Annotated in this window: 10 protein-coding genes and 2 pseudogenes; 1 reads left to right on the top strand and 11 read right to left on the bottom strand. The window is 43.9% G+C overall.

What is annotated here, in order from left to right; all coding sequences use genetic code 11:
- Window positions 1–153: 153 nt before the first annotated feature.
- The 8 genes and pseudogenes from argF to sodA all read right to left on the bottom strand — a co-directional run bounded on the left by argF (window position 154) and on the right by sodA (window position 8,068).
- A complete protein-coding gene (argF, locus tag ACHBGV_RS04820; protein ID WP_105137029.1) occupies window positions 154–1,167 on the bottom strand; it encodes an ornithine carbamoyltransferase in 1,014 nt (337 codons plus the stop codon).
- 132 nt (window positions 1,168–1,299) lie between these two features.
- Window positions 1,300–1,746 (bottom strand): GNAT family N-acetyltransferase, encoded by a 447-nt coding sequence (locus tag ACHBGV_RS04815; protein WP_105160443.1) that lies wholly within the window; start codon window positions 1,744–1,746, stop codon window positions 1,300–1,302.
- A gap of 1 nt (window position 1,747) precedes the next feature.
- Window positions 1,748–2,977: an arginine deiminase gene (arcA, locus tag ACHBGV_RS04810; RefSeq protein ID WP_394735755.1), complete on the bottom strand. Its 1,230-nt coding sequence runs from the start codon at window positions 2,975–2,977 to the stop codon at window positions 1,748–1,750.
- 426 nt (window positions 2,978–3,403) lie between these two features.
- Window positions 3,404–3,823, bottom strand: coding sequence for an LPXTG cell wall anchor domain-containing protein (locus ACHBGV_RS04805; RefSeq protein ID WP_394735773.1), 420 nt, complete (start codon window positions 3,821–3,823; stop codon window positions 3,404–3,406).
- 3 nt (window positions 3,824–3,826) lie between these two features.
- Window positions 3,827–4,117: pseudogene (locus tag ACHBGV_RS04800) on the bottom strand (helix-turn-helix domain-containing protein); the annotation flags it as partial.
- Window positions 4,118–4,272: 155 nt separating this feature from the next.
- Window positions 4,273–4,959 (bottom strand): annotated as a pseudogene (locus ACHBGV_RS04795) (Crp/Fnr family transcriptional regulator).
- Between the two features lie 177 nt (window positions 4,960–5,136).
- Window positions 5,137–7,215: a 5'-nucleotidase C-terminal domain-containing protein gene (locus ACHBGV_RS04790; protein WP_394735772.1), complete on the bottom strand. Its 2,079-nt coding sequence runs from the start codon at window positions 7,213–7,215 to the stop codon at window positions 5,137–5,139.
- A 247-nt stretch (window positions 7,216–7,462) separates the two neighbouring features.
- Window positions 7,463–8,068: a superoxide dismutase SodA gene (sodA, locus tag ACHBGV_RS04785; protein ID WP_172009599.1), complete on the bottom strand. Its 606-nt coding sequence runs from the start codon at window positions 8,066–8,068 to the stop codon at window positions 7,463–7,465.
- Between the two features lie 273 nt (window positions 8,069–8,341).
- On the opposite strand from sodA, the gene ACHBGV_RS04780 reads away from it, so the two are divergent.
- Complete coding sequence (locus ACHBGV_RS04780; RefSeq protein WP_209306925.1) at window positions 8,342–8,449, top strand: putative holin-like toxin; 108 nt, start codon at window positions 8,342–8,344, stop codon at window positions 8,447–8,449.
- A 108-nt stretch (window positions 8,450–8,557) separates the two neighbouring features.
- Here ACHBGV_RS04780 and holA read toward each other — a convergent pair whose 3' ends face one another.
- The 3 genes from holA to ldcB all read right to left on the bottom strand — a co-directional run bounded on the left by holA (window position 8,558) and on the right by ldcB (window position 13,870).
- On the bottom strand, window positions 8,558–9,589 hold the full coding sequence (gene holA, locus ACHBGV_RS04775) for a DNA polymerase III subunit delta (protein WP_394735754.1): 1,032 nt from the start codon (window positions 9,587–9,589) through the stop codon (window positions 8,558–8,560).
- Window positions 9,590–9,651: 62 nt separating this feature from the next.
- Window positions 9,652–10,965: a serine hydrolase gene (locus ACHBGV_RS04770; protein WP_394735753.1), complete on the bottom strand. Its 1,314-nt coding sequence runs from the start codon at window positions 10,963–10,965 to the stop codon at window positions 9,652–9,654.
- Window positions 10,966–11,089: 124 nt separating this feature from the next.
- On the bottom strand, window positions 11,090–13,870 hold the full coding sequence (gene ldcB, locus ACHBGV_RS04765; protein WP_394735752.1) for an LD-carboxypeptidase LdcB/DacB: 2,781 nt from the start codon (window positions 13,868–13,870) through the stop codon (window positions 11,090–11,092).
- Window positions 13,871–14,149 lie beyond the last annotated feature (279 nt).

Raw genomic sequence — 14,149 nt, 5'->3', positions numbered from 1 at the left:
TCTTTTATTTAGGAAACCGTTTTCACGATTCTCTTGAAGGGAGGACTGACTCGTCAAAAGCCAGCCCACCCACTGCTGCTGTCATTTCATCAACCTACTTCTCAACCTCCAATATCTCGGAGATTGACCAGCAAGCAATTTTATACTTCTATATTACACTCTTGGCACAAATGGATCACCCAAGGTCGCAGCCATGACTGCTTTGATTGTGTGCATGCGGTTTTCAGCCTGGTCAAAATGACGAGCGTATTTGCTGCGGAAGACTTCGTCTGTCACTTCCATTTCTTCTACGCCAAATTTCTCAGCCACATCCTTGCCATAAACGGTATTGGTATCGTGGAAGGCAGGCAAGCAATGCAAGAAGATGAGATTTTCGTTGCCAGCTTTTTTCACCAAATCCATATTAACTTGGTAAGGTTTGAGCATTTTCACCCGTTCTTCAAACTTAGCTTCTTCACCCATAGACACCCAAACGTCCGTATAAAGGACATCTGCGCCCTTAACTGCTTCGTCCGCATCATCCGTAATCAGGATACGCGCGCCACTTTCCTTGGCAAATCCTTGCGCCAATTCCACGACTGTTTCATCTGGGAAGAGTTCTTTTGGTGAGAAAATATGCACATTAACACCCAGAATAGCACCAGTCACCAAGAGAGAATTAGCAACGTTATTGCGGCCATCGCCACAGTAAACCAAAGTCACACCTTCCAACTTGCCGAAGTTTTCCTTGACGGTCAAATAATCGGCCAACATCTGTGTTGGATGCCAAGCATCGGTCAAGCCATTCCAGACAGGTACGCCAGAGAATTCTGCCAATTCTTCGACCATTTTTTGGCTAAAGCCACGGAATTCAATCCCGTCAAACATCCGGCCCAAAACTTTTGCGGTGTCCTCAGTTGACTCTTTCTTGCCCAATTGAATGTCGTTGGCACCCAGATATTCTGGATGAGCACCCAGGTCAATGGAAGCTACTGTAAAGGCCGCACGGGTACGAGTGGACGTTTTTTCAAACAAGAGAGCAATATTTTTCCCTTCCAAATAACGATGCGGAATATTGCGCTGTTTCAAATCCTTCAAGTGTGCCGCAAAATCAATCAACCATTCCAATTCTGCGCGTGTAAAATCTTTTTCTGCTAGGAAATGTCTTCCTTTGAAAATATTTGTCATTTGTCTTTCCTCTTCTAAAAAGCTGTATTCACAAGTGAGGTAAATGTAGATAAGAGATAGTTTTTTGCTGGAATACTGACTGTATTTCATAAAAACTACCTTAGTTCAGGTGCCGAACTGTGAATATAGATTCTAATCATTGTCTAATCGTTTTGACAGGGTCTGGCACCATTCCCCATCTTCCTGGTAAAGCTCTGAACTGGCCACATATCCCAAAGACTCATAAAAGGTCTTAGCCGTCAGCTCCGAATGGATATCCAAGTGGTGAATACCTACCTCTCTGGCATAGTCTTCCAGGGCCATGATGATACTTCTAGCATAGCCCTTACCCCGATGACTGGCCAAGGTAGCAATCCGTGTCAACCGCGCTCTCCCTGAACCTATTGGAAGAAAGCGACCAGTTGAGACAGGTTCTTCATCAATCAATAGATTCGCATAGACACGTCCTTCTTGATCATGGCTATCAAATTCATCTTCGAGATGAATCGAGCGCTCCAGGACAAAAACTTGGAATCGCACATAGATGGAACATGCCCGTTCCCAGGCCTGCGAGCCGACCACAAGTTTTTCATTCTTCATCTTAAATATCTTCCCGCTCAAACGGCATTGACATACATCGTGGACCACCACGACCACGAACCAATTCACTACCGCTAACCTTAATCAAGCGAAGTCCCTTGGATTCCAAAATCGCATTGGTGATGGTATTACGCTTGTAAACAACAACCACACCAGGTGCCACAGTCAAGGTATTGGAACCATCATTCCATTGCTCACGACCAGCAGCAACCAGGTCACCGCCACCGCAACGAATCAAATCAACCTTCTCAAGACCCAGATTGCTTGCCAATACTTCCGCTAAATCACCATGCTCTTCTTCGATGTGCAGGGTTTCATTTTCATAAGTCACAGAGAAGACACGCAGGGTTCCTTCAATCTCAGGGTGGATGGTAAATTTATCATAGTCCACCATGGTGAAGACCGTATCCAGGTGCATGAACTTACGGCTATTGGCAAATTCAAAGGCAATCACTTTCTTGAAGCCAACGCCACGTTCAAAGATATTGATGAGCAGTTTTTCAATCGAAGCCGCATCTGTCCGCTGAGAAATACCAACCGCCAACAAGTCTTTAGACAAGACAAGCTCGTCACCGCCCTCGATACGAGTGGTTTCATCACGATTGTAAACCAATGGCACCTTACCTGCATAGTCAGGATGGTAGGTGAAAATATATTTTCCATAAAGCGTTTCACGGTTACGAGTCTCCGCATACATGTGATTAAGAGACACCGCGTTACCAATAGTCGCAAATGGGTCACGAGTGAAATAAAGGTTTGGCATTGGGTCAATGGCAAATGGATAGCTGGATTCTACCAAGTCTGTCAAACCAGTTTCTTCCTCAGGCATCGCTGGCAATTCACACTTCTGCACACCTGCCATGGTCTTTTCAATCAACTCACGATTGTCCTCAATCGCCAAGAGCAACTTGCGAATGGCTTTTTTGGTTGCACGTCCGCGGACATTTGCTTCATTCAGGTATTCATCAATGAATTGTTCTTTAACTTCTTGGCTAATCAAGGATTCCGCTGCCAATTGCTCCAGATAGAGAACCTCTACTCCTTCGTCGCGCAGGGCTTGAGCGAAAGCATCGTGCTCCTTCTGAGCTTCTTCTAAGAATGGAATATCATCGAAGAGGAAGCGCTCCAAATAGTCCGGCATCAAGTTTTCAAGTTCCTTACCTGGCCGGTGCAACATAACTTTTTTCAGTTTACCAATCTCTGAAAAAACGTGAATGGGATGTGTAGACATCTCAGTACCTCCTAATATATATTTTTTTCTTTGTGGCAAGGTTGAGTAAGTATTTCCTCGCCTGTTCACCTATACTTTATCAAAGAAAGCGGATGCAATCATGAAGTTTTTAGCAATCAATATGAGAGGAATTTCTCATTTTCAGGAGATGTGGTAGATTTTTATGCAAAAATGCGGCCAAATAATCAATATTTCTACCATTTTAGCGATTTAATCAATATTTATTTTTTTGTTAAAAGTAACAAAAAAACTCTCCTATCAGTTTTGACAATAGAGTCTATCTCCTACAGATGCGATTGGTTAAGAGGGAGGACGTTTCCAATCACATCATATGAAGCTTAATATAATCAAGAGGAGAGGGCCCTCAGCAGATAGGGCTGACTGCTCCTACTCAATGATCCCCATGCTAAGATGGGAAGTTGTTGCCTAGTCTTCGCGACGACGGCGTTTGCCTGCAAGGCCAAGGGATGCAACCAGCATTGCTGCTCCGAGAACACCTGCTACTGATGAAGATTCACCAGTGTTTGGCAATTGTCTAGCTGTAAATGGTTGTGCTGGAGTGTCGGAACCTGGGTTGTTACCGCCACCATTTGGTCCACCTGGCTTATCATCAGTACCTGGCTCACCTGGTTGACCATCATCCTTAACTGGTACATAAGGAATATGTGTATCTTCACATGGATTGCTTGGAACTGGTGGAATGTAGCCTTTAGATGGATCTTCTGGATCTACTGGTTTCAACGGCTCATTCGTACCTGGATTAACTGGAACATAACCTGGAACGTCTGGAATAACTGGGACATCGCCACCTTCACCTGGTAATGTTGAATCTGCAGGGACAGTCATCGCGGAGCAATCATTCAACTTGAGATAAGAACACTTTCGGCGATTGGTTTCATAGACACGTTGTCCACTATCAGCGAAATAGGTGCTGAAATAGGTTCGTTTCCCATTCTTATCCTGTACCTGATCTACTGAACCACGTTTGATTTCTCGACAGATTGTAGACCGGTGACGACCCAGAAGTCGAGCGATTTCAATTGGTTTCTTTCCCATTTTAAGATAAGCAGCAATTTCACCACGTTCTGTGGCTGAGAGATGAGAATAGGATGTTTTTCTGGTAGAATGAGTGTTGGACATGTTCATCTGCTTTCTATGCTGAGTTGGGGAATTCTAGTATATCAGACGAACATGTCTTTTTTCTTGCACTTCATTTTACAACGTGGGATTTTTATGCAATAGTTTACAATAACTAAAAGACAAGCCCAACGGACTTGTCTAGGAAGGAGAATCAACTAATTTAAACTTTTGAGGAAGAAAGGAACATCCTTGTAGGTCAGGCGCTTGTGGCCGTAAGCGATTTTATCAGCTTCCTTTAATTCCTTGCAGACATGGCTAGCAGTTTCCCTAGTCGTAGCCGCCAGGCGGGCAATCTCTTGGATACTAATGTCAAACGGTAATTCCTCCAAGAACTCTCGCCGGCACATGTCCCAGTAAAGTAAGGCTAGGACCTGAACCACTCGACTACTGGCCTTTGACACCATGGCATTGCGCAAACGCAGCTCCTGAAAACGCAGGATATTGGACAATTTTCTGTTGATATAGACCAATTGCCTCGGATTGCGCATGGAATACTTTTCATAAAGAGCCATAGGAATAATAAAGTACTCCAAGTCCGTGATGGCAATGGCCGTATAATGGTAGGTCTTGTCCTGAAACATATCTCCAAAAGGAAATGAACCGCCCTGCCGAATGTAATCTAGGTAGCTGTAAGTGTCCGTCTCATCATACTGCTAAATCCGAGCATAACCCTTGCCGATGACAAAGAGATAGTCACGCTTGTCTTCCGCATAGAAAATGACCTGACCCTTGGGAATCTTCCGAAACCGGATTTCCTTGGCCAGCTGATCAAAATGCTCCACGGACAGCTGATTAAAGCTTGGATGATTTTTCAGGTACATATACTGGTCAGTTGTAATCATGGCACTCCTCATCCTATTTCTCTACGGCTATTGAACACCCACGTGGTTACACCGGTGTCATTTAGCTTAATTTTTAGCGACTCCTATATTCATTATATCAAAATATCTTTAATTTTGAAAAGGAATACACAAAAAGCAAGCAGGATTGAATCCCGCTTGCTATCAAGTGTAAGGAGCTTATTGAACTTCTTTGCGCTTAATTGAAACAGCTGTACCCAGTGATACCAAACCACCCAAACTGATAAGGAGAGCTGTCAAGTCAGATTGACCAGTGTTTGGCAATGTTTTCTCTTCCTTGCTAGCTAGAGCTGTCAAGTCAGATTGACCAGTATTTGGCAATGTTTTCTCTTCCTTGCTAGCTATAGTTGGCTTTGGTTCTATGGTTGGGTCTATGATTGGGTCGGTTGGTCGAGTTGGTTTTTGTTCTGGTTTTGGATTAGTTGGGTCTTCTGGGGTTGGCTTCTCTGTTTCCTCCTGAGGAGTTGGGTCTGACGGTGGAGTTTCTTCCTCAATTGGAGCTGGCTCTTCTTTCTCGATAAATTTCTTACGACCATAGATTTGAGCAGTGATTTTCTGACCAGCTTTTTCCAAGTCTGACAGGTATTCAACAAAGACTTCAGTATCGGGATTGATGGCCCCAATCAATTTTGCTTCCTTGAAGATAGAGAAACCATCGCCACCGCCATAGAGGAAGTCATTGATAACCAATTGATAGGTCTCAGTTGGCACTAATTCACTACCATCTGCCTTGAAGACTTTGGCTACCTTATATGGATTTTCTTCCGTTGGATTGTCCGCTACTGTGTAAATGTAGTTAAGACCTGACACTTGAAGGAAGTATTTTTCACCTTCATCGTACTGCTGGTTAAGGGCAGTGATAATTTGCTCACCTGTCATTTCCACAACTTGAAGGATATTTCCAAATGGCTGAACAGCCTGTGCAGCACCCCACGTCACTGTACCATCTTCTTGAACAGCCAAGTCTGCACGGATACCACCGTTATTTGTAAAGGCGAAATCAACATTGTAGCCAGATTTTCTAGCGATTTCCAGCTGGGCAGTTGTCACCAGATTTCCGACTGCACTTTCATTGAATTTATTAACATCACGAGAAATGGCAGTTGTAGACGCCGCAGTCGCAATTTTCTTGTCTGTCACTTGTTTGACGATGGTATTTGCCTCATCGACAATGGCCTGGATGGTTGCGGACGGTGTTTTTTGGTCAGGTGCTACTGCCTTGATAGTCGCCGTTGGAATAGCCACAAAGTCTGCGATGTCTGTCTCATAAATAGCACGAACATCCGCAAAGGCCTTACCTTGTGAAGTTGCTTGGACAATCAAGGTATTGCCCGCTGTGCCATTTACTGCGACATGGTTATGACCCGCAAAGACAAGGTCCACTGAGTTTTCTGGGTAGAGGCTATTGAGTTTTTCCAGCATATCCGCTGCTGCACCAGCTGCCACACCTTCCTTACTTGTAGCGGGAACGTGGGCAAGAACAACAATCGCCTTGACACCTTGGTCGTTCAATTCCTTAGAATATTTGGCAATGGTTTCTGCCTCGTCAAGGAAGTCATATTGTTCGTAGTTTGCCTTCAAGACAAGGTTTGGAATTTCTGTTGTTACCACACCGATAAAGCCGATATTGGCAACTTTGTCATTAACAGGAATGGTCTTGATAGCATATGGTTTCCAGCCAAATGGAATTTCGCCTGTTGCCTTATCTACCACGTTTGCGATGACAATTTCCTGCGTAGAAGCCTGGCGGTCATAACTATCCACGATTGGGTTGAATTTTCCAGCTTCTGGGGCCTGACCAGTCACGATACGGTCGAATTCTGCCAAACCTTCGTCAAACTCGTGGTTACCCAAGGTTCCGTATTCAACGCCAATTTCATTGAAGACTTTGACAGTTGGCTCATCCTGCAAGAGGCCTGAGTTGGCTGGACTGGCACCAACCATATCACCAGCCTGAACACGGATAGATTCCGCTGGAATTTCTTTAGCTGTTGCTTCTGCTTCAAATTCTACTTGAGCATCATCCATGTAGGTATCTAGCAAGGCCGCTGTACCAGCGTTACGGACAGTTTCCCCCTCCAAACGAGCTGTACCAGTTGTATCCAATGCACCGTGGAAATCGTTGACACCCATGATTTGCACAGCCAACTCATCTGCCAGGGTGGTTTGCGTAGCTGCCACACTAAAACCAGCTACCAAGGCCAAGATACTAGACTTCAAACGAATATTCTTCATCAGAATGACTCCTTGTTCTTATATTATTTTTATATAATTATCATAATCCTATTCTCAGCAAAAGGCAAGATAAAACAACGTTTTTTATAAAAATAACGATAAATGTTCGCTTTATGTGAAATTGTAGTGAAAAAATCAGAAATATTATGAAAATGGAGGTGAATTTCTTATTTCATTCGATATTTTGTTTCTAGGAGCATAAACTATCATACAACAAAAAACAAGCAGGTTTCCCCACTTGTTCTGTCTGTTATTTAGCCGCTTTATAAAGCTCGTTTACTTTGTCCCAGTTAATGACTTCAAAGAATGCTTTGATGTAGTTTGGACGAACGTTGCGGTAGTTGAGGTAGTAGGCATGTTCCCAAACATCCAAGGCCAAGATTGGCTTCAAACCTTGCATGATCGGTGTATCTTGGTTGGCTGTTGAAATAACTTCCAACTTGCCTTCTTTGTTAACAACCAAGAAAGCCCAACCTGAACCAAAACGAGTTGTTGCTGCAGTTGTGAAAGCTTCTTTAAAGGTATCAAATGAACCAAATGTTGCATCGATGTCCGCTGCCAATTCTGCTGAAATTTCTGTTTTTTCTGGCGAAAGCAATTCCCAGAAAAGCGCGTGGTTGAGGTGACCACCACCATTGTTGATCAAGGCTTGACGGATGTCCGCTGGAATAGACTCAACATCTGAAAGAAGAGCTTCCAAGTCTTCACCGATTTCAGGATGCTTCTCAAGCGCTGCATTGGCATTTGCCACATAAGTCGCATGGTGCTTGTCATGGTGAAGCGTCATTGTCTCTGCATCAATGTGTGGCTCCAAAGCGTCGTAAGCGTAAGGTAGGTCTGGTAAAATAATTGCCATAATCGAATTCTCCTATCAATTTGATAGTTTTATTTTACCGCTTTCTGGCAGCCTTTTCAATTTATTTGTCTGAAAATCACGACGTAGCGATTTTGAGCAGAGTGAGACAGTATATTAGATAGTAAAACATCAATAACTATTTTCTACCCGTTATTACAATTGTGATGGCGGGAGATAGGGACTGCTTCTACAATCCCCTTTAATTATTTTTGAAAGGACGGTGATGCCTATGCACATAGCCAATAAAATCCTATTAGAAATGAGTAACAACTTTTGTCCACAGCAGAGGCTTTGCAAGTGATGCTAGAGTTTGGCGGTTTTACCATCAACCTATTAACACTTGTCATAGCGCTAAACCTGCTTACAGATAAAAAGAAATAACCGTCTTAAACGGATTTTCGCAGGAGTTAGTTGGAGCTAACTCCTTTTATATTTTATTATAACTTATAACTTCTTTTTTTCAAGTTTTATCATCTCCATTGCCTCAAATCAACTCGTAGCGATTTTAAGCAGGACCAAGTCAAACAGGTAATCCTTGTCCATGACTCCAGTCTTTATCTGGTAATCCGTCTCAATCAGCAAGCGCACCACCTTCTTGAGAAAGCCTACCGACAGATGCCTCGAGTCACGCAGGGCAAACTTAATCTGATAAGGATTGACCTTGCGCCCCGAAATCTCAGACAATTCCGCCACCATCTGCTGCTCACTCCGCCCCTGCTCCTGCATGATTTGCACCTGCAGATAGGTTCGAAACTGGGTCAGCATAATCGCAATCAGTTTAATCTCATCCTCCCCTTGCAAGCGTAAGTCCCGCACCAGGCTCCTTGCCTCATCCATCTTAGACTGGAGGACCAGCTGGGTCAGGTCGAAAATATTATCCTGCAGGGTCTTAGGAATAGCCGCATCAATGTCCGCCTGTGAAATCTGCTCCTGCCCCTTATAGGATTGGAGAAAGGCTAGATTTTTACTGACTTCAGCAAATTCAAAATTGGATTTGACCAAGAGATAGTGATAGGTCTGGGCATCTAGATTGAGCCCCAGGCGACCAATTTCTTTCTGAAAATGAGCCTTCAAATCATTTTCCTTGAGAGGATTGGCCTCCAGAATCAGTCCATCTCGTTTGAGAATTTTCACCAAACGGCGCTTGCTATCTAGCTTACCAGGGGCTAGGATGACCAAACGCGTCGTCTCAACCGGATTTTCCAAATACCCCTCAAAAAGCTTGAGCTCATCATCCGTCAAATAGCGCTTTTTATCAGACGTAATATCCGCAAAATAATCCAAAATGACCACTTTCTCATCCGAGAAAAAGGGTAGGGACACCAAATCTAAATCCACCTGGCTGTAATCCGCCTCAGACATATCAAAATAAGCATAGGTCAAGTCCGCCGGATCAAACTCCAACTGTTGCAGCAGGCGGTCCTTGGCTATCTGGTATTGACCCACGTCCTCACCGCAGAGCACCGTCAGTAAGCCCAATTTATCTTTTTTTACTGTTTCAATCTGTTCAATAACTGTCATAGGAATATTATACCATGTAGATGAAAAAGGAGGCTTACTCAGCCCCCTCTATATCATATTTACTATCTAGACCCTCGTCGGCCACCAGCACGCGCCCTCCGGCGTTTTTTCTTGATGCGTGAAATGATAAAAAGGAGCACCAACAGACCAAAGAAAATTCCCAGTCCCAAGAGGATATAAGGCATGAGCGGAGAGGAAATGAGGGAATTAGTCGTTTCAAGAACCGTATCTACCACAGGTTTTTCTTCGACAATGTCCACTCCCTTACTTGAATCAATAGAATTGGCAAGCATGACCTTATTGTTCTCAATAGTCAGACTTGGCTCTTCCCCCTCCTTAACCAAACCGGTCAAGGGCTGTTCAATACGGATTTCCTCACCATTTACAGTGTGTTTCCCAGGTTCAAGAACCGTTGCTTGTTTGTAGTCTTCGAAGCTTTTTTCCAAGAGGCCATTGACATAATAATGACGAACAAATTCACCCTCTGGATCGCCCCACTCGCTCGCTCCTAGAACTACCGTAATCAGGCGGGTATCACCCCGTTTAGCAGTGACAATCGAATTGTAACCAGCACTTGGGCTAGAGCCCGTTTTCAGACCATCTACCCCTTCAATTCCCATAGGATCACCAGGCAGAGAGTGGTTATAGGCCTCAAACGATTCCTCATTCGGAGTACCTTCTTTGACTGTCACCTTGGTCGCATTTGTGAATTCCAGAACCTCTGGGTGGCGTTTAATCATATGATAGCCAAGAATAGCCAAATCCTTAGCGGTTGATTCATTGGCCAGGCTTTGATCAACTCCCTCCGGAGCATATAAACCTTCATAGGCCTCTGTAATAGCCCCCGTCGCGTTGTAAAATACCGTATTCTTCATTCCCAGAGCCTGGGCCGTATCATTCATCAATGTAAGGAATCCAGCGTCATCCCCTTCAAAAATCAAATGTGCCAACATCAGTGTCGCCACATTGGACGAGGGAACCAGGGTCATAGTCAGCAACTCTCTGACTTTGTAACTAACACCTGCAAGGATATTATTATTACTCAAGGCATAGATTTGGGCAATAGCCTGGTCTTGCTCTGTCGCAACCACTTCTGTGTCTAGGGTAATTTTTCCCTGACTAATGGCTTCTAGAGTCAAATACACCACCATTACCTTGCTCGTGCTTGCTGGATCGCGCACTAAATCTCCATTGTCGTCCCATAAAATCTGACCATTGTCTGCATTGATAACAATAGAGCTCTTTGGCGCAGTCTCTTCACTAGCTGGATAACCTGCCGCCTTGGCAATGTCTACAATTGACTCTGCAGCCAAAACAGACTGTAGGGGGGTGAAGCACCAACAAACCAACAATACTAAACTAATAACCTTTTTCATGATTCCTCCGTCTCGAATTTACCCTTACTAGTATAGCATAGAAAAGCCTCATTTGTAAAAAGAGATGAAAAAACTCACTTGAATTATGCTGAACAAGTGAGTTTTGGAAAAGGTTCTAGCTCATTTAAGCAATTTGAACATAGCGACGATTTCCACTATAGGCAATATAGGATAACCAGGTTTTACCGTCTTCTTTCACCACACGGTCGTAATTGATGCTTTCACCGGCTGCGAAGGTGTAAAGAGCTGGGCTCGTAGATTTTGCTGCGTTTCGGACAACTGCTCCCTTGGTAAAACGGTAGGTTCCTTTTGCTGGCAATGGCTGAGCAGCGACATTTATAGCACCACTGTTAGCTTGATTAGCTTGGACAGTTTGTTTCTTCTGATAATCTCCCCCTGGAATACCGTAATATTCCTCAAGAGTCAGACCAGATTGGTAAATATCCTTGGCTTCCTTACCAACGTAACGGAGATGCCATGGCTCAGACATATAGCCTGTCACTGCTTCTTTTCCTGGTAGGTAGCGAACAACGAAGCCGTACTTGTGGGCATTGTCCTTGAGCCACTGCTCTGCTCTGCTATTTGTCAATAAAGCGCCTGAAGCATCTGTCAGGTCAAAGGCTAAACCAGTCTGGTGCTCACTGTGACCTGGGCGAGCTGAGTAACGATCCGCCGCAGCCTGCCCATCACGTTGAACATAGTTCAGATAGAGAGTCTGCTGGGTCTCATAGCTACGGAAGCCACTGTAGGCCTTGCCAACGTTGAATCCTTGGCGGATCATGTCATTGCGCAAGTTCTGATAAGCGTTACGAGCAGTCGGATTCTCACCTGGGTTATAGGTGGAAGCCAGTCCATGCTGTTTATTGACAATGATAACTGGACCGTACTTGCCATCAACGCTGTAGTATTGACCGTTGAAGGTAAGCTTGGCTTGATTTGCCTGTGTCTCAGTCGAAAGATTTGAAACTGCTGGTTTGTCAGCCTTATCAGTCAGCTTAGCCACTGGGATATAAGAACGACCGCCGCTGAAGGAAATGTAGCTCAACCACTGATGATTGTCAGCGGTGATAACCTTGTCATAGTTAACCTTCATGCCCTTGTCGTAAAAGGCAACATCTGGACTGGTCATTTTGGCTTCGCGTTTTACTCCAACACGCTCAGTAAAGGTGTAGGTGCCTTGCGGAGCTAGCTTGAGAGACGCTTCTGCGGTTTCAGTTTGGGTTGTTGCTGGGGTGACAGTTGGTTTGTCTGGTTTTGGACTTTCAACAGTTACAGGTGCAACCTTAGCCACTGGAATATAAGAACGACCGCCGCTGAAGGAAATGTAGCTTAGCCACTGATGATTATCGGCGGTGATAACTTTATCGTAGTTAACTTTCATACCCTTATCATAGAAGGCTACATCTGGGCTAGACAATTTGGCTTCACGTTTAACACCCACACGCTCGGTAAAGGTGTAGCTACCTTGTGCTGCCAATTTGAGAGACGCTTCTGAGGTTTCAGTTTGGGATGTTACTGGGGTGACAGTTGGTTTGTCTGGTTTTGGACTTTCAACAGGTTTGTGAACGGTTGGAGTGGTTACAGGTGCAACCTTAGCCACTGGAATATAATAACGACCGCCGCTGAAGGAAATGTAGCTCAACCACTGATGATTATCGGCGGTGATAATCTTGTCATAATTGACCTTCATACCCTTATCATAAAAAGCTACATCTGGGCTAGACAATTTGGCTTCACGTTTAACACCCGCACGCTCGGTAAAGGTGTAACTACCTTGTGGAGCCAGTTTGAGAAACGCTTCTGCGGTTTCAGTTTGGGTTGTTGGTGGAGTTTGAACCACCGGAGTGACTGGTGTAGCGACTTTTGAAATGGCAATGTAACGACGAGTTCCATTGTAAGAAACATAAGAAATCCAATTATGGTCATCCGCTACCAGTGTTGAATCGTAATTGACTTTCTCACCTTTTTGATAAAAATATTCCGCTGGGCTACTCATTTTAGGCTGATTGCGGATAGGCATATCTTGAGTAAAACGATAAGTACCAGCTTTAGGGAGTTCTGATACAGGTGTGGCAGTTTCAGCAGGTTTGTGAACGGTTGGAGTGCTTACAGGTGCAACTTTAGCCACTGGAATATAAGAACGGCCGCCACCGAAGGAAATGTAACTCAACCACTGATGACTGTCAGCGGTGATGACCTTGTCATAGTTGACCTTCATACCCTTATCATAAAAAGCAACATCTGGACTGGTCATTTTGGCTTCGCGTTTGACACCTACACGCTCGGTAAAGGTGTAGCTACCTTGAGGAGCTAATTTGAGGGAAGTCTCTGCGGTTTGAGTTTGGTTGGTTGCCGGAGTTTCAACAGGCTTATCAGTAACTAATGTAGGCGTTGGTTCTGTTTTTGTTAGCTTATTGATAGGGGCGTAACGACGAGTACCACTGAAGGAAACATAGGAAATCCACTGATAATCATCCGCTGTCATAACCTTATCATAGATGACCTTTTGCCCCTTATCATAATAAAATTGATCCTGGCTAGCGATGGCAGGTTCATTTTTGATTCCAGTCTTTTCAGTAAATGTATAAGTCCCTTGCTTAGGAAGCACTGGTACTTGAACAGTCGGAACTTCAGTCACAGCAGCCTCCGTCTGTGTCCCTACGCTGCTTGTAGCCACGCTGGCACTTGTAGTCTCCGAAATAGTTTCAACTATCTCTCTAGTCACAATCGGAGGACTAACAAGAACTGGATTTTCTTCACTAGGCGGCGTTGACTGAATCTCATCAGCAGCTGCAATTTGGCTAGACATAAAAGAAAGGGTTGCAAGCAAGACAGAAGCTGCACCAACAGAATATTTGCGAATGGAGAAACGATTCTCTTGCTTAGTGTACCGACGTTTATTCATTTTTCTAATCCTCCTTTGTAATTATTTTCACTTACATATATTTTTATTATAACATATGTTTTGTAAAAATAAAAACAAAAACGTAATATTTTGAAATATTTTTGTAACATTTGTCATAATCAGACCATTACCAAATATCCCTTCACCTATCAATTCGCAAAATTTCTCAAAAAATCTGGAAAATGTTAAATTTTTTATAAAATTTAAATTGTCAAATTAAGTTAGACTTTTTATATAACTCAGAAAAACTTGGTAAGGTGTTTGATAATTCAAAGACTT

Source organism: Streptococcus sp. A34, assembly GCF_043674115.1.
GTDB lineage: Bacteria > Bacillota > Bacilli > Lactobacillales > Streptococcaceae > Streptococcus > Streptococcus suis_V.
The sequence above is the reverse complement of the archived record's forward strand: the minus strand, read 5'-3'. Positions and strand labels throughout refer to the sequence as shown.